We start from the raw sequence: 24,056 nt of genomic DNA on the forward strand, positions 1-24,056 counted from the left end.
TCAGTGCCGGGGATCGACGACGAACAGCTCGGCGACACGGTTGAAGTAGAGCCGCCCATCCTGATGCCCCGTCAGCCGCCGGTGCGGATACGCCACGATCAGCACCGGGTCGCGGTGCGGGGCGAACGGATCGATGCGGTATATCAACCCCCCGTCCACGCTCACGTACAGCTTCGAGCGCGACACCACGATCGAGCCTCCGGTGCTCCTGGTGCCCAGCTCGTAGCGGTGAACGATCCGTTGGCTCTGCCGGTCGACGGCGAAGAGCGTGTGCCCGGCTAGCCCCCACAGCCTCCGGTCGGGGCCGATGGCCAGAGCGCTGACCGTCCCCTCCGTGCTGACCGGCTCGAACTCCCAGAGCTTCTGGCCGCGGTCCACGTCCCAGGCGAAGACCGCGCCCGCCTTCCTGGTGGGCGGCGTGGTGCTGAGCCCACCGGTCACGGACCCGCCGCCGTAGACCACGCCGTCGTACGCGGCGAGCGCGAAGAGGCTCTGGTCCTGGGAGACATTGCGGGTGAACTGCCAGTCGCGGGACGACGGATCGTAGATGGCGAGCCCGCCGCCGAGCCGGTCGCCGGACGGGACGGTGCCCACGGCGATCTTCCCGTCCTCCGCCTCGGCGAGGCATTTACTGCGGGCCTGCAGCTGTGAGCCCAGGTTGAAGATGAGCTCGGGGTTGGGGGTGGTTCCCGGCGGGCCGCCGGGTGAGTACTCGGGGCTGTTCCAGGGCTTGTCCGGCCAGTAGCGGTAGAGCCTGGACTCGGGGTAGACGCCGAGCCAGACCGAGCCGTCCGAGGACTGGAGGATCGATTCGATCTGCGCGAAGCGGTGGAACGAGGATGCCCCGGTGTCCGTACGGACCGCGCCCAGGCCGCCGTTGAGGAACCCGCCGGCGTAGACGGTTCTGCGCCCGCCCCCGGCCACCGCCAGAATCTCTATGGGCTCCTTGCGGACCTTGGTGTCCAGGATCGCGTGCGCCCCCGTGGTGGGGTTGTAGCGGAACATCTCGCCGCGCCAGAGCGTGCCGACGACGCTGCGTCCCGGATAGTCCGCGACGCCAAGTTCGGCCCAGCCGATGGCGCGGGTGTTCTGCACCTTGCCGGTGAGGGTGAGGCCGGTGCCGGTGAGCTGTTTGGTGGCCGGGTCGTAGCGGCGCAGTTCGCCACGCTGGATGAGGTGGATGCCGCCGCCGGAGTCGGGCGGGGCGATCTTCAGGCCGTGTGCGTCGGGGATCTCGTCGGTCCAGGCGCGCGCGGCGAGGTCGTAGACGAAGAGCGGACCGGGCAGGTCGGAGCCGATCCGCGCGTACAGCCGTCCGCCCAGGGCGTCCAGGTCGTATACGGCCTTGCCCTCTATGGAGCCGAGGCCGGGCGGCTTGGGGAGTTCGGTGACCGAACCGGTCACCGGGTCCAGCTCGGCGATGTGTGCCGCGGCGTACGATCCGGAGTAGACCTTGCCGCCGGCGCAGGCGATGCTCCGCACATACGTCTGACCCGCGACGACCTGTCCGAAGTCGGTGTACTCCTTGGTCGCCGGGTCGAAGCGGAAGACCTTTCCGCCGGGGAAGGTGCCGCCCCAGATCTTGCCGGCGGCGTCGGAGGTCAGCGACCAGATGAAGGTCTGCCCGGCGAGCGGCAGGCCGAGGTCCTCGGCGACGTCACCGCCGCCGGGCCGCCAGCGGTAGAGATGAGCGTTGCCGTAGGTCCCGGCGTACACCCCGTCGGGCGCGGCGGCGACGGCCCAGGAGCCGTCGGCTCCGGTGAGGGGCGCGCTGACCAACTGTTCACCGGTGGCCGGGTCGATGGCGTTGAGGTAGGCGGGCTTGCCCGTCGACACATTCCACAGAGCCGGTTTGCCACCCGGCCCCGGAGCGACCGTGCCGCCCAGGAGCAGGACATCAGCGAGCGGTACACCCAGCGATACGGGGTCGCGCATCAGCGCCTCCTCGGCGGACGCGGTGCTCGGAGCTGCTAATGACAGTACAGAGGCGGACAGTGCTGCGGTCGAGCCGGCGAGAAACGCTCGTCGCGTCGTCACAGGGGGTAACACCTCCGAAAGGAAGGGGAGTTACGGCACTAGCCGAAAGTGATACGCCTCCCCCCGTGGGGCGTCAACGGCGCCGACCGAGCGGGTCCGGGACAGCACTCCAACGGGCCCACGTCATGCCCATTCAGCTCTGTCCACCGGACGGCGGGCGCGCCCGGTGCCGGCGGCGCCGCGGGCCTGCGTGAGACTGGCGGTGTGAGAAGTGAGAACACCCCCTTCGTGGGCGGGCCGCTGGACGGGCGCGTGCTGCCGGTTCTGGTCGGGCCGACCGGGCATCCTCCGAAGTGGTACGAGGTCCCCGTGCCGGGCGACGACGACACGCCGCCGACGGTGTACGCGTACCGGCGCGTCCCCGCGGGCTACACCAGGCGGCTCGGTCTGCGGCGCGGCTGGAAGTACGAGTACGCCCCCGACGGCAAGGAGCGACGCGCGCTGAAGTGGCCCTGGTCGAAGCCGAAGGGCGCGCCATAAGATCGCGAGGACCTTTTCGCCAGGGGGGATGCTCGCCATGGAGCCGCTGCAGCAGGACGATCCGCGCCAGTTCGGCCCCTACGCCACGCTGGCGCGCTTGTGGGAGTCGGCGAGCAGCGTCCGCTATCTGGCAGCCGGGACCGACGAAACGGCCGTTGTGGTCTCGGCCGCCAGGCCCCCACTGGCCGCGGTGCCGGCGTTCCGGCGCCGCTTCCAGGCCGAGGCGCGTACCGCGGAACGGCTGGCCGGCGGGTGGGTGCCCGAGCCGCTCGGATCCGGCGCGGACGAGGAACTGTGGACGGCGAGCGCGTACGTCCCGGCGCTGACCCTGCGCGAGTCGATCGCGCTGGTCGGGCCACTGCCGGAGCGGGCGGTACGGATACTGGGCGCGGCGCTGGCGGAGACCCTGTCCCGGGTGCACGCCACAGGTGCGGTACTGCACGGCCTGGCCCCGGACACGGTGCTGCTGGCGTCGGACGGCCCGCGGCTGACTGCCTTCGGGGCGCTGGGCGCGGCGGCGGTGGCCCACGCCGGTCCCGGCGGGCAACTGTCCGTACAGCTCGGCTATCTGACTCCGGAACAGTCGACGGGCGCGGAGCCGGGCCCGGCTTCCGACATCTTCGTCCTGGGCCTGCTTCTCGCATACGCCGCGACGGGCACCACCCCGCTGGGCTCCGCGGACGGCATCGCGCACGGGGAGCCGGAACTGGGCGGGGTGCCGGCCGAGTTGCGCCCGCTGGTGGCGAGCTGCCTGTCCAAGCTCCCGCAGGACCGCCCGTCGGCGAGCACGACGGCGGCGGCCTTGGCCCTGGAGGGCGCGGCGGCACTGGCGCGGGACGGCTGGCTGCCACCGAGCCTGCTCAAGGCGGTGGAGTCACAGGCGAAGGCGGTGGAGAGCCTGCGGGTGTCAGGCCCGGGCGCGATGCGGGAGCCCGGCCGGCCGGCCGGAAACGCGGGAATCGCAGCGAGGGTGGCGGGGCAGCGTCCGGTGGACGCGGTGGCCCGGCAACATGCGGCAGGCGCCGGTGCCGAACCGGCGCAGGCAACTTCCCACAGCAGGCAGCCGACGCCCGGTGACAGCGCGGCCACCATGGACGCGATGGCCGCACGGCATGCCGCAGGCGCCGAGCCCGCGCAGGCGACCTCCCGCAGCAACTGGCCGCCGCCGGGTGGTGGCGCCGGGGACGCGGTGGCCGGGCAGCGCCCTGGCGGTGAGGCCGCGTCCCTCGGTGTGGTCGTCCCGCAGCAAGCGGCCGGCGCCGGAGTAGCGGGCCGAGTCGCGGGCCCGGACCCGTTCGGCGGCAGCGTCTCCGTGCCGAACGAGACGCCCGGTCACCGAATGACCGCCGCCCTCGCGGTGCCCGCCGCGCGCAGCGCCCCGCCCATGCCTCAGGCCCTGCCCGTACCCGCGTACGCACCGGCGCCCACCCCCGGCCCGGCCCCCGCCAAGCCGGACCGGCGGGCCCTGCTCGCAGGCATCGCCGCCGGGGTCGCCGGGATCGCGCTCGGTGGCGGTGGGGTGTACGCCGTCACTGACGGGGAATCAGAGGTCGCGCCCAAGGCCCGTCCCGCTCCCCGGCGCGCCCGCGTCGCGGGGATGCCGCCGGAGCCCGCCTGGCGGTACGAGCAGCCCGGCAAGAAGGGCGACGCACCGCCCAGTGCGACGCTCTGGCGCGACCGCGTGCTCCTGCTGACCGGCAGGGACCAGGCCGTCGGGGTGGACCTGCGCACCGGACGCCGGCTCTGGCAGCTCAAGGAGGCCGCCTCGCCCTCCCGCGCCGTGCCCGTCGATGACGCGCTCTGTCTCGTGAACGGCGCCACTCACTTCCTGTGGATCTCCGCGCTGGACGGGCAGATCAGGCACCGGGTCGCCAAGACCACCCTCGCCGGCCCCGGCGAGACCCTGACCCTCGGGAGCGTCACCGGCTCGGACGCCGGCACACTCTGGGTGACCGGCCATGTCAAGAAGGGCGCCGCGCTCGCCACGTACTTCTTCGCGTACGACCTGATCGCGCGCAAGTGGCTGTGGCGCACCCCCGTCGCAAACGGCCTCCCCCCGCACATCCCCCGGTACGACCTGATCGCCGTCCGCCCCGCCGACATCGTCGTGCGGCAGGACGCGGCATCCCTCACCCCCGCGCAGCGCACCGCGTCCAAGGGCGCGTCCGTGCTGCTGGCGTTCGACCGCAAGACGGGCAAGCTGCGCCAGTCACTGCCGCTGCCCGGCGTGGTGCCCGCCGCCGCCGTGCTCGGCGATACGACGGAGAGGCTGTTCGCCGCGGCGGCGGGCGAGTTGCAGGCGTACAACAGCCGCACCGGCGCACGGCTGTGGCGGCTGGCCGCCGCCATCCCCGCCGCCGGCCAGAGCGGAATCTTCCCCTACGGCAAGGGGACCCTGCGCGGCCCCGTGCTGTACGTCGCCAACCGCTACCAGCAGGTGTACGCCATCGACACAGCCACCGGCCGCCGGCAATGGCAGCGCTCCACCGAGGCGCCCGTCTGGAACGGCGTCCCCGCCACTGCCCTCAGCGCGAGCGGCGGCACGGTGCTCGCGGGCGACGGCGCGCAGCTCACCGCGTTCGCCGCGCGTGACGGCAGGCGGCTGTGGAAGTTCCAGGAGGCGGGCGTGAAGGACGTCCCGGGCGGCCCCCGCTATGTCCCCCTGCCGGGTGGCGACGGCCGGAATCTAGTCGTCCAGCGGGAGAGGACCTTCTACGCGCTGCCGGTGGACTGACACGCCGTAAGCGACCCGCGCTCCGCCTCGACGAGTGAGCGCATTGGGCCGATCCGCCCACTCGCGGGGCACTCCCCCACGCGCCCTCGCATGATCGGCAGTGGGGTGGACGGCCCACCCCGCAGCCGGAGGTGATGAAGTGACAGGCAGGTTGCTCCACTCCGTCTGTACGGCTGCGCTGGCGACCGCGACCGCCGTCGCGGCGGTACCGGCTGCCGCCGAACCCGCGCCCACACCCGCACCCGCTCCGCCCACGACCGTCTCCGGGATGCTGACCGCGCTTCAGACGCTGTACCGCCAGGCGGAGGAGGCCGGCGAGACGTACAAGGCAACGGGGGAGGAGCTCAGGAGACAGCGAGCCCGGACGGCGAGGCTGGCCCGCCAGCTCGCGGGCGCGCGTAAAGCCGTCGTCGCGGCCCGCGCCGACGCGGGACGGCTGGCCCGCGAGCAGTACCGGGGCCGTTCCGAGCTCTCCTCGTACCTGGGGCTGCTGCTCTCCCGGAATCCGAAACAGGCCCTCGACCAGCACCATCTGATCGAGCGCGCGGCCGCCCACCAGTTGGCGACGATGGCCGGCCTGAAGGAGGGCGCGAGGCGGGCCGCCGGGCTGGCGGCCTTGTCCCGCGAGGCGCTGGACAAGGAGCTGACGCTGGCGGCGAAGCAGAAGAAGGCGCGCGACGACGCGACCGCGCAGCTGAGGGACGTCGAGAAGATGCTCGCCTCGCTCTCCGCCGACGAGATCGCCGAAGTGGCTGCGCTGGAAAGGACCAACGCGGCCAAGGCCCAGGAGAAGCTCCTGGCCTCGGGCGTGCTCGGCGGTAGGCGCACACCGACGTCGCAGGGCCGGCGGGCGCTCAAGTACGCGGTCGAGCAGATCGGCAAGCCGTACGTCTGGGGCGCGGAGGGCCCCCAGTCGTACGACTGCTCGGGGCTGACCTCGCAGGCGTGGGCGCGGGCCGGCCGCGAGATCCCGCGGACCAGCCAGGAGCAGTGGGCACAGCTCCCGAAGGTCTCGCTGCGCGCACTGCGCCCCGGCGATCTGGTGATCTACTACCCCAAGGCCACCCATGTGGCCATCTACCTGGGCGAAGGCAAGGTCGTCCAGGCCCCACGCCCGGGCACCAAGGTCAAGGTCTCCCCCATCGCGGCCAATCCGCTGATCGGCGCGGTCCGCCCGGACCCGGACGGCAGTCCGCTGAGCAGCTATACCCCGCCGCGGCTTCCCAGGGGAGCAACGGCGGGGCAGGACGACGGCTACTTCGCGGCGGGAGCTCCGGACACCTCGGCCAGGTAGGCGTTCGCCTTCTCCGGGTCGAAGAAGAAGTTCTCGAAGTCGGCCGGATCGTTGAAGCCGTTCGCGAACCGGTCGGCGACCGGCTGGAGCCCGCCGGCCGCGCCGATGAGGTTCAGCACGTGCTCCGGCGGGACGCCGAGCATCGCGTTCGTCCACTTGGTGACGTGCTGCGCGGTGTCCCAGTAGCGGTCGAACGTGGACTGCATCCACGCCTCGTCGAACGGCCGGTCACCGTGCCCGGTGATCGAGGCGAGGTACGAGGCGGCGCACTTGGACGCCGAGTTGGAGCCCTGCCCGGTGATCGGGTCGTTGGCGACGACGACGTCCGCGACGCCGAGGACCAGACCGCCGCCGGGGAGGCGGCCGATCGGATTGCGGACGGTGGGGGGGTACCGTCCGGCGAGCGTGCCGTTCGCGTCGGTCAGCTCGACCTTGGTGGCCCGCGCGTACTCCCAGGGCGTGAACTTCTCCATGAGTTCCAGCGTCAGGGAGAGGTGCTCGGCGGGGTCCTTGACCCCCTGGAAGGCATCGAGCGGTCCGCCGGGGATGCCCTCCCAGAAGAGGATGTCCGCGCGGCCGGTGTTGGTGTACGTCGGCATCACGAAGAGTTCGCCGACGCCGGGGATCAGATTGCAGCGGACCGCGTCGTAGTCGGGGTGCTCGGGGCGCGGGCCCAGGCCGTGGACGTAGGCGACGGCGAGCGCGCGCTGCGGTGCGTCGTACGGGGAGCGCGAAGCGTCCCGGCCGAACATCGAGACCAGCTCGCCCTTGCCCGCCGAGACCATCACCAGGTCGTACGTCCGGGAGAAGTAGTCCAGGTCGGAGACCGCCGCGCCATGGATGACGAGCTGGCCGCCGCGCTGCGCGAACGTCTCCATCCAGCCGGCCATCTTCACGCGCTGGTCGACGGACTGGGCGTAGCCGTCGAGCTTGCCGACCCAGTCGACGGCGCGGCTGGAGTCCGGGGCGGCGACGGAGACGCCGAGGCCCTGGATGCGCGGGGCCTGGGACTCCCAGAAGTTGATGCCCAGATCGCGCTCGTGCTGCAGCGCGGTGTGGAACATGCACTGCGTGGACATGACCCGGCCGGAGCGGATCTCGTCGGCCGTGCGGTTGGACATGAGGGTGACCTCGTAGCCCTGCGACTGGAGTCCGAGGGCGAGCTGGAGACCGGACTGACCGGCTCCGACTATGAGTATCTTCCGCATGGCGGGTGTTCTCCGTTGCGTAGCTATTCGGGGGTGGCTTCGAGAGCGTGGGCGACCAGCGTGAGCAGGGACTCGATCACCGTGATCCGGTTACGCGCGTCCATGACCACCACTGGTACGCGGGGCGGCACCGTCAAGGCCTCCCGCACGTCGTCCGCCTCGAAGAACTCCGAACCCTCGAAGTGGTTGACGGCGACGATGTACGGCAGGCCGCTGCTCTCGAAGTAGTCGAGCGCCGGGAAGCAGTCCGGCAGCCTGCGGGTGTCGGCCAGCACGACCGCGCCTATCGCGCCGCGCACCAGGTCGTCCCACATGAACCAGAAACGCTGCTGACCCGGCGTGCCGAAGACGTACAGCACCAGATCCTCGTCGAGCGTGACCCGGCCGAAGTCCATGGCCACGGTCGTGGTGAGCTTGTCGGGCGTCGCGGTGAGGTCGTCCGTCTCCTCGCTCGCCTGCGTCATCAGCGCTTCGGTCTGCAGCGGGGTTATCTCGGAGACCGAGCCGACGAAGGTCGTCTTGCCGACGCCGAAGCCCCCCGCGACCACTATCTTGGTCGCGGTCGGTGCCCGGGTGTGGTCCAACTGCCAGGCCTGCAGCTCCTCCTCGGGCTGCGAACCGGGCCGGGCAAGCAGCGTGTCAGAGGCGGCGGAGTCCACTCAGCACCCTTTCGAGCAGTGCGCGGTCGGGCTGGCCGGAGTCACGCCCGGTCCCGAACACGCGGATCTTTCCCTGGTCGGCCAGGTCGCTGAGCAGCACCCGGACAACACCGAGCGGCATCTTCAGCAAGGCCGAAATCTCGGCCACGGTACGCATACGGCGGCACAGCTCGACGATCGCCCGCAACTCGGGCATGACGCGCGAGGAAAGGTCGCCCTTGGGCAGTTCCCTGCGCTCCTCGGGGGCTTCGAGCGCGGCGACGAATGTCTCGACGAGCAGCACATGGCCGAAGCGGGTACGGCCGCCGGTGAGTGAGTAGGGGCGGACACGGGCCGGGCGTTGGCTCTCGCCGCGGACGGGAAGCCTTCGGGCGGGTTCAGCGGCGGGCGTCACTGAGCGCTCTCCATCGTTTTGCGTAGTTCACTGCGGAGCTCGGGGGTGAGGACATGTCCGGCGCGGCCGACGAAGAGCGCCATGTGATACGCGACGACGCTCATGTCGCAGTCGGGAGTGGCTTGCACACCGAGCAGCGAGCCGTCGCTGATCGACATGACGAAGACGCTGCCCTCCTCCATCGCGACCATCGTCTGCTTGACACCGCCGCCGTCCATCAGCCTGGCCGCGCCGATGGTGAGGCTGCCGATGCCGGAGATGATGGTGGCGAGGTCCGCGCTGGAGCCCTTCGGGCCGTCCGGGCGGCCGGTGGCGGCCGGAGCGGCGTTCTGGGCGGGGTCGGAGGAGAGCAGCAGCAGTCCGTCGGACGAGACGACGGCGACAGAGCGGACTCCTGGCACCTCCTCCACGAGATTGCTCAGCAACCAGTGCAGGTTGCGGGCTGCACTGCTCAGGCCGAATGTCCCGGTCGCAGTCAACTGCGTGCCTCCTCGACTGTGTCCCCCGGCTCTACTGCTTCGGTGCCTGCTTCCGTGTTCGTCTGGTCCGCGATCTCGGCCTCGACGTCGCGGCGTCCGTTCTTCGCGCCCTGATGGAAGCCGCCGAGGCGGCGGCGCAGGGCGTCGGCGTCGACGCTGCCGGTGCGCTCGCCGGGCGCGGTGGCGGGCTTGACGACCTTGGGGGTGCGCTTGGGCAGGCCCTTGTCGGTGACGCGCTCCCAGGCGGGCCGCGCCCCGGCAGCCCGCTGGGGCTCGGTGACCGGCTCGGCGACCGGCTCGGGGTCGGCGAACGGCCGGGGCTCGGCGAACGGCACGGCGTCCGCCTGGGCGACCGGCTCGCGCTCTGCGTGAGCCACCGGCTCGGGCTCCGCCGCGGCGACCGGCTCTTCGGTCACCGCCGCCGCGACCGGCTCTTCGGTCACCTGCTCCGGCAGGCGCATCGAGAACGTCGCCTCCTCGACCTCGGTGCTCTCAGGGTTCCCGTCGGCCGTCCGCTCGTGCACGTCCGGCCCCGCCGCCCGGATCGCCTGCTCGGCGGCCACCACGAGGGGGTCGACTCGGCGCGAACTGCCCGGCAGCGCATTGGAGTTGGCCTCCGCCACCGACCCGGGCAGATGCTGCGCGGGCGACCCGCCGGTGCCCGCCATCGGCACCCTGTGCGTCTCGGCGGCCGGCGGTCCGGCCGGCAGCAGCGCCTGCGTGAGAACGACGACCGCGGCGATCCCGCCCTGCTTCTGCTCGCGCAGCTGCACCCGTACGCCGTGGCGTGCGGCCAGCAGGGCGGCCACCCGCAGCCCGAGGCCCTCGCCGTCCCGGCCGGCCCGGGTCTCGTACGCGTGCGGGTTCTCGAGTCGCGCGTTCAGCTCGGCCATCCGCCCGGTGGTCATCCCAATGCCGGTGTCCTGCACGGAGAGCATCACCTCGCCGCTCTCCAGCAGCCAGCCCGACAACTCGACCTGGGCGTCGGGCGGCGAGAAGGATGTGGCGTTCTCCAGGAGCTCGGCGACCAGATGGCTGAGGTCGTCCGCGGCGAATCCGGCGACCTGCCCGTGCGGCGGAAGGGACTGGATGATGACCCGTTCGTACCGCTCGATCTCGCTGACGGCCGCGCGCAGTACGTCGACGAGCGGGACCGGGCCGGCGTGTCCGTGTCCGTGCTCCGCGCCCGCGAGGACCAGCAGGTTCTCGCTGTGGCGGCGCATGACGGTGGCCATGTGGTCGAGCTTGAAGAGGGTGGCGAGCCGCTCCGGGTCCTGCTCGCGCTCCTCCAGCTTCTCGATCACGCCGAGCTGGCGCTCGACGAGGCCGAGCGTGCGCAGCGAAAGATTGACGAAGGTCTGCTGGACGGTGTTCCGCAGCCGTTCGAGCTCGGCGGTCAGTTCTTGGACGCGCGCCTGGAGTTCGGCGCGGCCGGCGGCGAGTTCGGCGGCCAGCGCGTCACGGGAGTCGGCCAGGTCGCCGCGGTCGCTGTCCAGCCGCTCGGCTCGTACGCCGAGGTCCCGCAGCTTGTCGTGCAGGGTGTTCAGGGACCGTACGACCTGCGCGAACTCATCGTTGCGGCCGGTGAAGCGGACCGGCTCCTCGACCTCGGGGGCGGCCGCGAGCCGGGCCGCGCCGATCCGCAGGACGGCGAGCGGCCGGGTGAGCGTACGGGCGACGGCGGCCGAGACGCCGATGGCGACGATCAGCAGGCCGCCGAGCAGGGCGATCCGGATCTCCAGCGCGGTGACGTCGTCGTCGCGCAGCTGCTCGAACCGCTCGATCCGCCCGGTGGCGAGGGACGACTCGACGCCCCGCATCTGCTCGATCCGGGCGGTGAGCGAGGATTCGAGAGTCTCGCGGTTGGACTTGCGGTCGGCCGAGGAGAGCTCGGGCTGGTCGGTCAGCCGGGCGAGATAGCGCTCGGCGGTCTTGACCTCGGAGCCTGTGACGGTTGCGGCCAGCGAGTTGCGGGCCTCCTTGCCGGCGGCCTGGTCGAAGTCGGCGAGCGCGGCGAGTTCACGCACCCGGGACTGCTGGGCGGCGGCGCTCAGCGCGTTGCGCGTACGGTCGCTCTCGCCGTCGTCCCCGCTCTCGTCCTGGACGGGCAGTCCGGTGATCGGGTCGAAGCTCGGGCTGCTCTCCTTGCGCGGCACGGAGAGTGCGGCGAGCAGCAGCCCACGGGTGGCGGACGCCTGCTCGACTGCGAGGCCGAGTGCGGCGGGTGCGCGGGTGCCCGAGGCGGCGCGCGGCGGGGTCTTTTCGGCGAGCTCGTCGGCGAGGGCGTGCAGGCTCGTGATGACCGCGGAGTACGCCCGGTATGCCTCGATCGCCGTGCCCTTGCCTGTCAGGGCGGTACGGCGTACGGAGGGCACGGCGGACAGGTCGCGGCGCAGTTCGGCGTGGTCGCCGGGGACAGCGCCGCGGATCTCGTCGATCTGCCGGTCGACGCGGGTGCTGCGGCTGGCGGAGATCTCGCGCCGTTCCTCCTTGTCACCCTTCTGGTCGTCACGGCCCGCCGCGATGTACGCGGTGACGTCGTCGCGTTCGTCGGCGAGGGAGTGGGCCAGGGTGACGGCCTGGCGGTTCAGCCCGGCGAGGGTGACCAGGTCCTGGGACTCGGTCAGTTCGGCTGAGGTGGCAAGGACGCCGGGGGTGCCCGCCGCGATCACGACGAGGCTGACCGCGGCGACTCCTGCCACCAGACGGCTTCGTACCCTCACGGCGCGGCCGCCGGGAGATCCCTCCGGAGTTCCAATGGGCCTGCCGCCGTTGCCCCGAGGCCGCTTCATCTGCACCGGTGCTCGCAATCTTGCTCGACTCGTTCGCCCATGAACCGGACCAGGGATGACGACCGGTCACACGCGAGGGCTACCCCTGGTACGGAAACGAGTGAACATCACTGCGGAGTTGGCGAACAAGTCGCCACCGGGGCCGATACGGCAACGCGCGGGGCACCGGCTGGATCTTCCGGCCAGGCTTTGGCAGGATGCGCGCCCGCACCCGGGAGGACCTGCGCCGCGCAGCCGCCGAACACGCCCTGACCTGCATGTACGGGACAATTGCGTGGCCATGCGGGCTTCGTGAAGGAGTCATGCAGACTGGGGATTATGCGTATCGAACTCGCGACCACCCCCGGCACGCCCGAACGCCCCAACGAGGACTGGGCTGCCGTGGCCCTGCCGGGCTCCGGTCAGGGCGGATCGCTCGTGGTGCTGGACGGTGTGACGCAACCCGCGGGCGACGACGGATGTGTGCACGGTGTGCCGTGGTTCACCGCCAGGCTGGGTGGCGCGCTGGTCGAACTGTCCGGTTCGCGACGGGATATGACGCTGGCAGAGGTCCTCTCGGAGGCAATCCGGCGCACCGCGGACGCCCATCGTGTCACCTGTGACCTTTCTCACGTGCGTACGCCCCAGGCCACGGTGGTCATGGCGCGCTGGGGCGGTCCGGCGGAGCCCGTGGAGCATCTGGTGCTCTCCGACTCGACGCTGCTGCTGGAGTCGCCGGACGGGGAGGTGCGGGCGGTGCTCGACGACCGTATCGACCGGCTCCCCCGCGAGTCCCTGCGAACACACGCCTCGGCGGACGCGCTGCGCAACGCGGAGGGCGGGTTCTTCACCGCGGCGGCCGATCCGGGGGTGGCGGTCCGGGCGGTGACGGGCATTACGCCCCGCGGCGAGGTGCGGGCCGTGGCCGCGCTGACCGACGGCGCGGCCCGCTGGGTGGAGATGTTCGCGGAGGGCAACTGGGCCCAATGCCTGGGGCTGCTGCGCAAGGAGGGGCCACAGGGACTGATCGACCGGGTCAGGGCGCTGGAGATCTCGGCCCAGGAGCGTGGGAGCGTGATCCGCTGGAAACTGCACGACGACGCGGCGGCCGTCTTCGCGGAGCTCTGACCCTTTCGGGCCCGCCGCCGGGCCCCCGGACGAAGTCCGGGGAAAAGTAACGGGGCGAGGACGAGCCGGCCGCTGGACGGCCCCGGTCATCCCTAGCTCTCGGCCCGCTGGTTCAGGTGATGCAGCAGCCGGGCCAGCTCCGCGACCTCGCCGCGGTCCCAGCCTGCCAGCTTGCTCATATAGCGGTCGCGCCTCGCGTCCCGGACCCGCCGGAAGCGCGAGCGCCCTTCGTCGGTCAGCCGGACGAGTGAAGCGCGGCCGTCGGCCGGGTCGGGTTCGCGGGCCACCAGGCCGAGCTCCTCCAGGGCGCGCAACTGGCGGCTCATGGTCGCCTTGCCGACGCCGAAGTAGCCTGCGAGCTCGGTGGCGCGCTGCTGCCCGGCATCCTCGAGACGCACGAGAAGTCCGTACGCGGCGGGCTCGAGGTCGGGGTGGACCTCGCGGGCCATCTCCCCGGAGGTCGCCCGGGCCCGGCGCAGAAAGACGGCCAACTCCCGCTCCAGAGCGAGGAATTCGTGGTCCACACCACTCCCGTACTTGGGGTCCGCTTCACTCTCTGTACCGCTTTCGTGCACGTCAGCACCCCTCGCGCGCTTTCCGGTTCCTTAAAGTTTCTTCCGGCGGCGGCCATTGCCGCAGCTCGGCCAGTATTTCGCAGGCGTAGACCAACGGCAGCACGCCGGCCCCCTTCCACAAGGAGGTTCTACGTGCGTAGCGTCATGGCGTAGCTGGCATGTCCATACCATAAAGTCCGCCACGACATGTCTGGCACATCGTCAGATCTCCCCCACCGAGGTCTTCGGAGGCACGCTATGCCCGTGCTCAGATCCGGATCGACCGACCGCTCCCGCATCGCGACAGCGGTCGGCACTCTCCTCGCAGTTCTCTCCCTCCTCCTCACCCTCCCCGCCGCCGCCGGCGCCGCTGACGCTCCCCCGCGCGGCTCGGCGCGCATGGGTGTGGGAGTCATCGCCCACGACGGACAGGGAGGCCTGCCGCCAGGCAGTCGCGCCGCCCAGACCGAAGGCGTCGACGTCTCCAGTCACCAGGGCAACGTCAACTGGTCCAGCCTGTGGAGCAGCGGCGTGAAGTGGGCCTACGTCAAGGCCACCGAGGGCACCTACTACAAGAACCCGTACTTCGCGCAGCAGTACAACGGCTCGTACAGCATCGGGATGGTCCGCGGCGCCTACCACTTCGCCACCCCCGACACCGCGACCGGCGCGGCGCAGGCCGACTACTTCGTGAACAACGGCGGCGGCTGGTCCAGGGACGGCAAGACCCTGCCGGGCGCGCTGGACATCGAGTGGAATCCGTACGGCGCCGCCTGCTTCGGCAAGACCCAGTCCGGGATGGTCACCTGGATCCGCGACTTCCTGAACCGCTACAAGGCGCGGACCGGGCGGGACGCGGTGATCTACACCGCGACCAGCTGGTGGACGCAGTGCACCGGCAACTACAGCGGCTTCGGCGCGGCCAACCCGCTGTGGATCGCCCGGTACAACACCACGCCGGGCACCCTCCCGGCGGGCTGGGCCTACCAGACGATGTGGCAGTACACCTCGTCAGGACCGATCGTCGGCGACCACAACAAGTTCAACGGCGCGCTGGACCGCGTCGTGGCGCTCGCCAACGGCTGAGCGGCGCACGCAGCCCGTCCCGCGCCCGCTGGTCACGACCAGTGCGCGGGGCGGGTCAGCCCAGGAGGCAGCCTGGTGGACAGGTCGCCCTTGGCCGCGTTCAGCTGCGGCTGGGTCAGGAAGATGCTGCCGGTCAGATCCGCGCCCGCGAGATTCGCGTCCCTGAGGTCGGCCCCGATGAGGTCGGCGAGACGCAGATCGGCGCCGGTGAGATCGGCCGCGATGAGATACGCGCCGCGCAGATCGGCGCCCCTGAGGTCCGCCCCCATGAGCCGCGCGCCGACGAGGTCGGCTCCCCTGCGGTTCTTCCTCTTCCGCCCCGCTTCTGCCCGTACGAGCTCGCTCGCATGGAGCAACAGCACGTTGACGTCCTGCCGGTGCGTGGCCACGTCCAGCTTCTCGAGGGACTCCGGGGCGAGTCCGGTCAGGCGCTCGGTCTCATCGAGCAGCCTTCGCAGCTCGCCGTGCAGCGGGCGGGCCGGGCGCAGGGCGAGCGCCTCGGTCAGATACCGGAGCAGCTCATGGAGCTGTCGTACGACGCGGAACACCGCGAACATCTGCGACGCGGTTTCCGGGGCCTGCCGCCAGTCCGTGCCGCCGAAAGTGACCTGGGAGACCTTCTGCCCGGCGCCGAAGCAGTCGTACACCGTGCAGCCGGGAAAGCCGCTCTGCCGCAGCCGCGTGTGAATGCCGCAGCGGAAGTCCGTCCGCAGGTTGGAGCAGGGCTTTCCGGCGTCCTTGTCGACCGCGAAGTCCGCGGATGCGGAGAAGGGCAGTGCCACGCAGCACAGACCGAAGCAGCTCCCGCAGTCCGCCCGCAGAGCCTGGTCGTCGCTTTGGTCGTTCACGCCGACCATTGTGCTGTGTCCCCCCGGGAGACGGACCCGCAGCCCCCGAACCCCCGGCGCACGGGGCGCCGGGGGTCCGTCTCCTACCTGGAGATCACCGCGGGTGGGTCAGCCGCACAGGCCGGCCGGCCGTTCGCGGGTGACCAGGTCGGTCCAGCCTGTCGTGCCGTCGATCCAGACCACCTGCCGGCCGACGACCGCGGCCGGGGAGATCTGCTCGCCGCGGTTGCAGGAGACCCGCTCCCGGCGCGATCCGTCCGTCGTCAGCTGCCACAGCTTGGGCAGCGACTCGTTGCGAAGCGCCGTGTCGGGCAGCGCGCTGCTCACGGTGACCGCTTCCTCGGAGGCCGTCAGGTCGAAGGGCAGCAGCGCGTTCGGCTTGGCCTCCGGGCTGATGTCCACCGTGCCGGTGCCGTCCAGGCCCGAGCGGTGCACGCCCATCTGGCCCTGGTCGTTCAGATTCTCGTCCACCAGCCAGAAGATGTGCGTCGAGTTGATCCCGCTCTGGCCGAGGCTCTGCGGCTCACCGAGCTGCTCGGCGAGGGTGGCCTTGCCGGTCTTGAGGTCGTAGACCTCGACCCCCAGCTTGTACTCCTCGGGGGTCGGATACAGCTTGGCGTAGACGAGTTTCCCGTTCTTGATCGCCGGGAGGGCGGTGAGAGTGTCGAAGCCGCCGCCGTCCACGAAGGTGGGCTCACGGTCGCCGGGGCGCAGATGGGCCACGTGCCGGTCGCCGAAGATGCCGATGCTCTCGAAGACGACGACGCCGTTCTCCACGCGCAGCCCGCCGACGTTCGTGGTCGAGGTGTAGAGCTTCTTGACCGGACCGCCGGCGAGCGGCCGGGAGAGGATGTCCAGGCTGGTTGTGCCGTACGCCGCCCAGACGACCGTCTTGCCGTCGGTCGCCGGGTAGACGTGGTAGCGGCCGTCGTTGGGGCTGATCAGCTTCGGGGCGCCCTTGCCGTCCGTGCGGCCCGCGTACACGGAGTACGGCTCCGAGCCGTCGTCGTTGGACTGCGACACGGTCCACCAGCCGCCGCCCGCCTGGACCCCGGTGCCGCTCGTGTTGATCTTGCCGAGCAGCTGGTCGGAGTCGACGCCGAGCGCGTCCTCCCAGCCGTCGACGATGCCGTGGGCGTTGAACGAGCGCTTCACCACGGCGAGCTGCTTCGCGGTGACGCCGAGGTCCTTGGCCGCCGCGAGCACCGCGTTGCGGCCGTCGGTGAAGCCGTCGAGCGGCGTCATGTACTCGGCCAGCGCCTTGTACACGATGCGGTCGGCGAGTTCCCCGCCCACGTCCTGGCGCAGGTCCCACAGCGCGCCGGAGAAGATGGTGGAGTTGAGGTGCACGCCGCCGTTGTCGGTGCCGAAGGCCACGCCGAGGAAGTTCTTCGAGGTGGACGCGCCGTCGTTGAGGTTGCGCAGGGCGCAGTCGCGCGGCTTCGTCGTACGGCAGAGATCCTCGCCGATCAGACCGGCGTCCGGGTCGTCCATGGATGCGCCGGAGACGCCGGTGTCGATCGCGTTGCCGAAGTAATCGGCGAGTGCCTCGTTGAGGGCGCCGGACTGGCCGGCGTAGACGAGGTTGGCGGTGTTCTCCACGACGCCGTGGGTCATCTCGTGGCCCACCACGTCGAGGTCCGCGGAGAGGGGCTTGTAGTCCTCGTCGCCGCTGCCGTAGACCATCTTCTGGCCGTCCCAGAAGGCGTTGACGTACGGACCGCCGAAGAAGGTGACTCCGACCAGGGAGTTGACGGTCATGCCGCGGCCGTCGAGGCTGTCGCGGGCGTGGTTCGTCTTGAAGTAGTCGTAGACCTTGCCGGCCGCCCAGTGGGCGTCGACCGCGCCGGACTCGGTGGCGTCCTTTCCGAACTCCTTGGCCGGGTGGCTGAATTCCTTCAGCCCGCTCGGCCAGATGCCGGAGACCTCGCTGACGTCGCGGTCCCGTGCGTCCCAGGTGGTGAGGGTGTTCTTGCTGGTGCCTCCCATCCGCGACTGGTCGATCAGCATGTACTGGTCGCGGGCGGTGTCGAGCTGGACGTCGAGGTCGACCTTGGCGCCGTCCAGCTTGACGCCGGTGCCCTTGAGGCCGGCGGCGGGGTCGGCGTCGGCCGCCCGGGCGGACCCAGGCGCGGTCCTGTGCGCGGCGGCGGACGCGGCCGCCTTCTGCGCGGTCAGCGTCTTGATGCCGCTGAACTGCAGCACCGGGAAGCCGGCGCGGGCGTCGATGTAGACCTGGCGCAGCACCGGTTCGCCGGTGGTGGGGTTCGTGCCGCGTACGGTCACGTGGTACGCGAGTACGCCCTCGCCGCGCGGGATCACCACGAGGCCGCCGACGGCGCCGGTGAGCGCGGCCGCCTTCGCGGACCTGGCCCCCTTGCCGCGTACGGCGTCGCCCTTGCTCAGCGTCTTGCCGCCGAGGCGCGCCGCGGTCGCGGCGACCGCGCGGCGCACCGCCGTCTCCTTGCTCAACGTCGCCTTCGTACCGGTCTTCAGGCCGGTGAAGTACTTGCCGGAGGTGCCCGTGACGACGCGCTCGCCGCCCTTGGACTCCATGCGTACGACGTACTGGCCGCCGAACACCGGGATGCCGTGGTGCTTCTGCTGAAGCCTCACGACCTCTTTTGCGCCATTTCTGACGGTCCGCAGCGGCGCGAGATCGCGCCGTGGTTCGGCGATCCGGTAGCGGCTGTCCTTGGCGTCGAGATGGCCGAGGGCCGCGTCCGCGGGGCTGGCCTTGGCGTCCGCCGCCTCCCGGATTCCGTCGACGAGGGACGGCGTGGCCGTCTCGGCCCCCGGTATGACATCGGCGGGCGGTGCGGCGGCCGGCGGGGTGACCGCCTGTGCCGGTACCGCGGTGAGCAGCAGCCCGGCTGCTCCGAGCAGTGCGGCGAGACCGGTCCCCCTGGATATGCCCGGTCTCTGTGTGCTTGTCCTGGCCTTGCGCACAGTTCGTACCCCTCCCACGTGCTGGTCAAGCCGTAAAGGTGGTCATGGCCATGCAACCGGTGGGACCCCAACCGATCAATGTGGCCAGCGCGTTGACAAGTGGACATGCCCACTTGTGTGCCTGGTGAAGGCAGAGTGAGAATCCGACGCATGAGCGAGGGGGAACTGCACACCCTCGGCCTGGGGGAGGCCGAGGAGCGCGCTTACGAGGCACTGCTCAAGGAACGGGCCGCCGGGGCCGAGGAGTTGGCACGGGTGCTGGGGCTGCCGCGGGACCGGCTGGACCGGGCGCTCGGCCATCTGGTCGAGCACGGGCTCGCACTGCCCGCGGACGGAGACGGCGACGGGCTGCCGCATCCGGCCGCACCGGCAGCCGCGATCCGTACGCTCATCCATCGCCGCCAGGCCGAACTGCACTTACGGTCCGCAGAGTTGGAACGACTACGAATGGCCGCGGACCAGCTGGCGGGCCGGCTGATGTCCGGGTCACCAAGCGCGCCCGAGGGCGGTATCGAGGTGGTGACGGGCCACCGGGCGATCAGCGAACGGGCGGAGTATCTGCTGGCGTCGGCCGAACGGGAGGTGGCGATCCTGGACCGCCCGCCGTATGTGAAGGGGCCGCGGGACGGCAGCGCCACGCAGCCCGGCCTCGGCATCGAGGCGCTCCTCGACCGGGGCGTGGAGGTGCGGACCGTCCTGGACCGGGACGGGCTCGCCCGCCCCGGCCGGATGCGCTCGGTGAGCTGCCTCGTCGAACGGGGCCTTCGGGCGCGGGTGGCGACGGCCGTCCCCACCAAACTGATCGCGGTGGACCGCCGGATCACCCTGCTCCCGCCGACCGACGCGACGGACCCGACGGCCTCGGCGCTGGTGATCGGCGACTCGCTGCTGCGCAACGCGCTGGTGCCGCTGTTCGAGACGGTCTGGGACCGTGCCACGCCGCTGGGCGGTTCGGCCGGGGCGTGCGCGGCGCTGCCGTACGCCCAGAAGGAATTGCTCGGCCTGCTGGCGGCGGGCCTCAAGGACGAGGCGATCGCCCGCCGCATGGGCGTCCATGTCCACACGGCCCGCCGCAGGATCAGCCGCCTGCTGGAGACACTGGGCGCTGAGACGCGGTTCCAGGCGGGGGCGCAGGCGACATTGCGGGGCTGGCTGGACTGAGAGCCACGAGCGGGCAGGATGTCCGGATGAAGTGGCACAGCCGTACGAGCAGAACCAACGGCACGATCAGAGGGCTGATATGGCCCGCCGTGGCCGTGCTGACCGCCGCGACCGCGTGCGCCGCACCCGCCTCTTCCGCCACCTCGCCCAAGGCCACCGCGGCGGACCGGTCGGCCGGGGCGCGGGCCGTCGCCCCCGCGCCGCGGACCTCCGCGACCGCCTTCGGCGGAGCCTCTTCCGTCGGGGTGCTGATCGATCCGGACGGCGAGCACTTCTGCACCGCGAGCGTCGTGGCCAGCCCCAAGGGCAATGTCATAGCCACCGCCGCGCACTGCATCCAGGACTCGGGCAGCGCGGACGCCTACCTGCCGGGCGACCTGGAGTTCGCGCCCGGATTCTCGGGCAGGGGCAAGGGAACGTATCCGTACGGACGCTGGAAGGTCGGCGCCATCCACCTCGACAAGCGCTGGACGGAGGGCGACGACGACGCGGACGCCGCCGACTACGCCTTCCTCGTCCTGAAGCCGGACGCGAAGGGCCGTCAGGTGCAGCAGGCCGTCGGCGCCGCCACCCCCGACTGGGCCTCACCGCCCGACCGCCGCGTCACTGTCGTCGGGTATCCGAACCGGGCCCACAACCCCACCAACCGCCCCGTCGCCTGCACCACCGACACCCGCCCCGACCCGGATCTGCCGCAGACGCTGCTCATGGAGTGCGCGGGCTTCTGGGAAGGCACCAGCGGCGGGCCCTGGCTCGCCGACTACCGGGACGCCAGGCACCAGGGCAGGCTCATCGGCGTGCTGAGCGGCGGCGACACGGACAGCGAGTCGACGGCCGCGCTCTTCGACGACCGTGCCCGCGCGCTGTACGACGAGGCCGCGGCCGGACAACGCGAAGGCCCGGCGGTGCCGTAGCACCGCCGGGACAACGCGAAGGCCCGGCGGTGCCGTAGCACCGCCGGGCCCACAGCTCACCCCGCTCAGGCCGCGGCGGCCACCGCAACCTGTGCCGGGGAGAGCGCGATCTCCAGCACCTGGCGGACATCCGTCACCGGGTGCACCTGAAGCTTGTCGAGGATCTCCGCCGGGACGTCGTCCAGGTCCGCCTCGTTCCGCTTGGGGATCACGACCGTCGAGATGCCCGCCCGGTGCGCGGCCAGCAGCTTCTGCTTCAGCCCGCCGATTGGCAGGACACGGCCGGTCAGCGAGACCTCGCCGGTCATGGCGACGTCCGTACGGACCTGACGGCCGCTCAGCAGCGACGCGAGCGCCGTCGTCATCGTGATGCCCGCGCTCGGCCCGTCCTTGGGCACCGCGCCCGCCGGGAAGTGGATGTGCACGCCCCGGTCCTTCAGGTCGGCGACCGGAAGTTCCAGTTCGGCCCCGTGCGAGCGGAGGAAGGAGAGGGCGATCTGCGCGGACTCCTTCATCACGTCGCCGAGCTGACCGGTGAGGGTCAGTCCCGCCGCGCCCGTCTCCGGGTCGGCCAGCGACGCCTCGACGAACAGGACGTCGCCGCCCGCGCCGGTGACCGCGAGGCCGGTGGCCACGCCGGGCACGGCCGTCCGGCGCTCGGCCGGGTCCTGCGCGGACTCGGGGACGTGGTGCGGCCGTCCGACCAGGCCGCGCAGCTGCTCGGCGCCGACCGTGAACGGCAGCTCTCGCTCGCCCAGTTCGTGCTGGGCCGCCACCTTGCGCAGCAGCCGGGCCACCGACCGCTCGAGGTTACGGACGCCCGCCTCCCGGGTGTACTCACCCGCGAGCTTGCGCAGCGCCGAGTCCTCCAGAACGACTTCGCCGGGCTCGAGGCCCGCCCGCTCCAGCTGGCGCGGGCAGCAGGTGGTCCCGGGCGATGACGACCTTCTCGTCCTCGGTGTAGCCGTCCAGCCTGACCAGCTCCATGCGGTCGAGCAGGGCCTCCGGGATGGACTCCAGGACGTTCGCCGTGGCGAGGAACACCACGTCGGACAGGTCGAGTTCGACCTCCAGGTAGTGGTCGCGGAAGGTGTGGTTCTGCGCCGGGTCGAGGACTTCGAGCAGCGCGGCCGCCGGGTCGCCCCGGAAGTCCGAGCCGACCTTGTCGATCTCGTCGAGCAGGACGACCGGGTTCATCGAACCGGCCTCCTTGATCGCCCGCACGATGCGGCCGGGGAGAGCACCCACGTACGTACGCCGGTGTCCGCGGATCTCCGCCTCGTCCCGTACGCCGCCGAGCGCGACCCGGACGAACTTCCGTCCCATCGCGTGCGCGACGGACTCTCCGAGCGAGGTCTTGCCGACGCCTGGCGGGCCGACGAGCGCCAGGACCGCGCCCCCGCGCCGTCCGCCGACGACGCCGAGCCCACGGTCGGCGCGGCGCTTGCGCACCGCCAGGTATTCGGTGATCCGTTCCTTCACGTCCTGCAGGCCGGAGTGCTCGGCGTCCAGGATCGCCTTGGCGCCCTGGATGTCGTGCCCGGCCGCGCTGTCATCAGTTCGTTCGTTCCAGGGCAGTTCGAGGACGGTGTCGAGCCAGGTGCGGATCCAGGAGCCCTCGGGGCTCTGGTCGCTCGACCGCTCCAGCTTCTCGACCTCCTTGAGCGCTGCCTCGCGCACCTTCTCGGGCAGGTCTGCGGCCTCGACGCGGGTCCGGTAGTCGTCGGACTCGTCCGCGGCGTCGGTGGCCCCGCCGTTGAGCTCGCGCAGCTCCTTGCGTACGGCTTCGAGCTGGCGGCGCAGCAGGAACTCGCGCTGCTGCTTGTCGACGCCCTCCTGGACGTCCTTGGCGATGGACTCGGCGACGTCCTGCTCGGCGAGGTGCTCACGCAGCTGCTCGGTGGCGAGCTTGAGACGGGCCACCGGGTCGGCGGTCTCCAGCAGTTCGATCTTCTGGGCGGTGGTCAGGAAGGGGGAGTAGCCGGAGTTGTCGGCCAGCTGCGAGATGTCGTCGATCTGCTGGACGCGGTCGACGACCTGCCATGCGCCGCGCTTCTTCAGCCAGTCGGTGGCGAGCGCCTTGTACTCCTTGACCAGCTCGGTGACCGAGCCGGGCAGCGGGTCGGGCGCGCTCTCCTCGACGCGCGAACCCTCGACCCAGAGCGCGCGGCCCGGGCCCGTGGTGCCGGCGCCGATCTTCACACGGCCGCGGCCGCGGATGAGCGCGCCGGGGTCTCCGTCGGAGAGCCGGCCGACCTGCTCGACAGTTCCGAGCACGCCGGTGGCGGCGTACGCACCATCGACACGCGGAACAAGCAGCACGGTCGGCTTGCTTGCACCGCTGGAAGGCGCGGCAGCCTGGGCGGCCTCCACCGCGGCCCGTACGTCGGTGTCCGACAGGTCGAGCGGCACCACCATTCCGGGCAGCACGACCTCGTCGTCGAGCGGCAGCACAGGCAGGGTGAGCGGTGTGGACGTCGAAGCCATGATCTCCCCTTAGGCAGTCAAGTTGAGCTGTATGGACTCAATGCACAGCGCCGCGGAGATGTTCCCAGGAGAGTGTTCGCTGTCAGCGATCGGCTTTCGTGCCTGGTCAGGGGGTGCACGAGGAGGCTCAGCGGTCGCGGAGCGCGAACCCGTTCCGCCACCGCGCCCAGCGGCGCACCGCGGGCCAGCAGGCGATGCCGGCCAGCAGGGCAAGCGGATGGCCCCAGTTGGTGAGCGGGTCCGCGAAGGCGAGCAGGTCCTGGAGGAGCATCAAGGAGACGAAGCCGAGCAGCGTCGCGCGCAGCAACGGGCCGAACAGCCCGGCAAGGGCGCCGATGCTCGCCATCAGGCCGAAGCTGATGCCGTAGTCGAGGCGGTGCAGCGAGGTGGCGGGCAGATGTCCGGCCACCACCGAGACCCCGACCGGGATTTCGGTGGCCAGCGTCGCCCCGACATGCCCGGCCAGGAAGACGCCGGCGGTGCGCCAGCCTCCGATGCGGCGCTCGAGCGCGGTGAGAGTGAAGAAGAAGGCGATGGCGTACGGGCCGAGCGGGTCGCCCGCGACCCACAGCGCGCTGGCGCCGAGAACGAGCAGCGGCCTGTCCATCAGATGGGCAACATCGGTGCTGGAGCTGCGGAGCAGCGTGGAGACGGTGTCCGGGTCGCCGTGCTGCACGAAGAGCGAGGTGGCGATCAGAACGAGGACGTAGCAGAAGGTGAACGGTGTCCCGGTGGGCGTGGGCAGCAGCTGGAGCGCGCGCCGCCAGACCGGGAGACCCACGGGCGGGGCGGGCGCCGCTGTGGACGTCACGGCCGGTGCGACGCCTGGCACGACAGCTGGTGCGACGGGAGCCGGCGGGACGGGAGCCGTGA

Annotated in this window: 17 protein-coding genes and 1 pseudogene; 7 read left to right on the forward strand and 11 right to left on the reverse strand. The window is 71.5% G+C overall.

Annotated elements, in window-relative coordinates; all coding sequences use genetic code 11:
- Entirely contained in the window at positions 1–1,935 is a 1,935-nt protein-coding gene (locus tag J7E87_RS09015; RefSeq protein ID WP_251017177.1) for a hypothetical protein, read from the reverse strand.
- A gap of 306 nt (positions 1,936–2,241) precedes the next feature.
- Between J7E87_RS09015 and J7E87_RS09020 the strand changes: the two genes are divergently transcribed.
- The 3 genes from J7E87_RS09020 to J7E87_RS09030 all read left to right on the forward strand — a co-directional run bounded on the left by J7E87_RS09020 (position 2,242) and on the right by J7E87_RS09030 (position 6,545).
- Positions 2,242–2,517: a hypothetical protein gene (locus J7E87_RS09020; protein WP_215091851.1), complete on the forward strand. Its 276-nt coding sequence runs from the start codon at positions 2,242–2,244 to the stop codon at positions 2,515–2,517.
- Between the two features lie 37 nt (positions 2,518–2,554).
- The gene (locus tag J7E87_RS09025) at positions 2,555–5,251 is read left to right on the forward strand and encodes a PQQ-binding-like beta-propeller repeat protein (RefSeq protein WP_215091853.1); all 2,697 of its coding nucleotides are present in this window, start codon (positions 2,555–2,557) and stop codon (positions 5,249–5,251) included.
- 139 nt (positions 5,252–5,390) lie between these two features.
- Positions 5,391–6,545, forward strand: a complete 1,155-nt coding sequence (locus J7E87_RS09030) for a C40 family peptidase (RefSeq protein WP_215091855.1) — start codon at positions 5,391–5,393, stop codon at positions 6,543–6,545.
- On the opposite strand, the gene J7E87_RS09035 is transcribed toward J7E87_RS09030, so the two are convergent.
- Genes J7E87_RS09035 through J7E87_RS09055 form a run of 5 tightly spaced genes read right to left on the reverse strand, consistent with a single transcriptional unit; the run spans position 6,506 to position 12,083 of the window.
- Positions 6,506–7,753, reverse strand: coding sequence for a styrene monooxygenase/indole monooxygenase family protein (locus tag J7E87_RS09035; protein ID WP_215091857.1), 1,248 nt, complete (start codon positions 7,751–7,753; stop codon positions 6,506–6,508). The two genes, J7E87_RS09030 and J7E87_RS09035, sit on opposite strands and share 40 nt — an antisense overlap.
- 23 nt (positions 7,754–7,776) lie before the next feature.
- Positions 7,777–8,412, reverse strand: coding sequence for an ATP/GTP-binding protein (locus J7E87_RS09040; protein WP_215091859.1), 636 nt, complete (start codon positions 8,410–8,412; stop codon positions 7,777–7,779).
- A complete protein-coding gene (locus J7E87_RS09045; protein WP_215091861.1) occupies positions 8,393–8,806 on the reverse strand; it encodes a DUF742 domain-containing protein in 414 nt (137 codons plus the stop codon). Before J7E87_RS09045 ends, J7E87_RS09040 begins: the two co-directional genes overlap by 20 nt.
- The gene (locus J7E87_RS09050; RefSeq protein ID WP_215091862.1) at positions 8,803–9,285 is read right to left on the reverse strand and encodes a roadblock/LC7 domain-containing protein; all 483 of its coding nucleotides are present in this window, start codon (positions 9,283–9,285) and stop codon (positions 8,803–8,805) included. The genes J7E87_RS09045 and J7E87_RS09050 overlap by 4 nt, the downstream gene beginning before the upstream one ends.
- Positions 9,282–12,083: a nitrate- and nitrite sensing domain-containing protein gene (locus J7E87_RS09055; protein WP_374195153.1), complete on the reverse strand. Its 2,802-nt coding sequence runs from the start codon at positions 12,081–12,083 to the stop codon at positions 9,282–9,284. Before J7E87_RS09055 ends, J7E87_RS09050 begins: the two co-directional genes overlap by 4 nt.
- Positions 12,084–12,395: 312 nt before the next feature.
- Here J7E87_RS09055 and J7E87_RS09060 point away from each other — a divergent pair, with 312 nt between their 5' ends.
- Positions 12,396–13,184, forward strand: a complete 789-nt coding sequence (locus tag J7E87_RS09060) for a hypothetical protein (RefSeq protein ID WP_215091866.1) — start codon at positions 12,396–12,398, stop codon at positions 13,182–13,184.
- Positions 13,185–13,276: 92 nt separating this feature from the next.
- Here J7E87_RS09060 and J7E87_RS09065 read toward each other — a convergent pair whose 3' ends face one another.
- Positions 13,277–13,759, reverse strand: a complete 483-nt coding sequence (locus J7E87_RS09065) for a MarR family transcriptional regulator (RefSeq protein ID WP_215091868.1) — start codon at positions 13,757–13,759, stop codon at positions 13,277–13,279.
- Between the two features lie 237 nt (positions 13,760–13,996).
- Between J7E87_RS09065 and J7E87_RS09070 the strand changes: the two genes are divergently transcribed.
- The gene (locus J7E87_RS09070) at positions 13,997–14,824 is read left to right on the forward strand and encodes a lysozyme (RefSeq protein WP_215091870.1); all 828 of its coding nucleotides are present in this window, start codon (positions 13,997–13,999) and stop codon (positions 14,822–14,824) included.
- 32 nt (positions 14,825–14,856) lie between these two features.
- On the opposite strand, the gene J7E87_RS09075 is transcribed toward J7E87_RS09070, so the two are convergent.
- Positions 14,857–15,681: a pentapeptide repeat-containing protein gene (locus J7E87_RS09075; protein WP_215091872.1), complete on the reverse strand. Its 825-nt coding sequence runs from the start codon at positions 15,679–15,681 to the stop codon at positions 14,857–14,859.
- 99 nt (positions 15,682–15,780) lie between these two features.
- Positions 15,781–18,621, reverse strand: a complete 2,841-nt coding sequence (locus tag J7E87_RS09080; protein WP_215091874.1) for a M4 family metallopeptidase — start codon at positions 18,619–18,621, stop codon at positions 15,781–15,783.
- Positions 18,622–18,771: 150 nt separating this feature from the next.
- On the opposite strand from J7E87_RS09080, the gene J7E87_RS09085 reads away from it, so the two are divergent.
- Both J7E87_RS09085 and J7E87_RS09090 read left to right on the forward strand, forming a co-directional pair.
- Complete coding sequence (locus tag J7E87_RS09085; RefSeq protein ID WP_215091876.1) at positions 18,772–19,782, forward strand: helix-turn-helix domain-containing protein; 1,011 nt, start codon at positions 18,772–18,774, stop codon at positions 19,780–19,782.
- 26 nt (positions 19,783–19,808) lie between these two features.
- Entirely contained in the window at positions 19,809–20,696 is an 888-nt protein-coding gene (locus J7E87_RS09090) for a serine protease (RefSeq protein ID WP_215091878.1), read from the forward strand.
- Between the two features lie 65 nt (positions 20,697–20,761).
- Here J7E87_RS09090 and lon read toward each other — a convergent pair.
- A pseudogene (gene lon / locus J7E87_RS09095) lies at positions 20,762–23,183 on the reverse strand (endopeptidase La).
- Positions 23,184–23,310: 127 nt separating this feature from the next.
- A complete protein-coding gene (locus J7E87_RS09100) occupies positions 23,311–23,994 on the reverse strand; it encodes a rhomboid-like protein (RefSeq protein WP_215091880.1) in 684 nt (227 codons plus the stop codon).
- Between the last annotated feature and the right edge of the window lie 62 nt (positions 23,995–24,056).

The sequence above is a fragment of the Streptomyces sp. ISL-1 genome (assembly GCF_018614585.1).
GTDB lineage: Bacteria > Actinomycetota > Actinomycetes > Streptomycetales > Streptomycetaceae > Streptomyces > Streptomyces maoxianensis.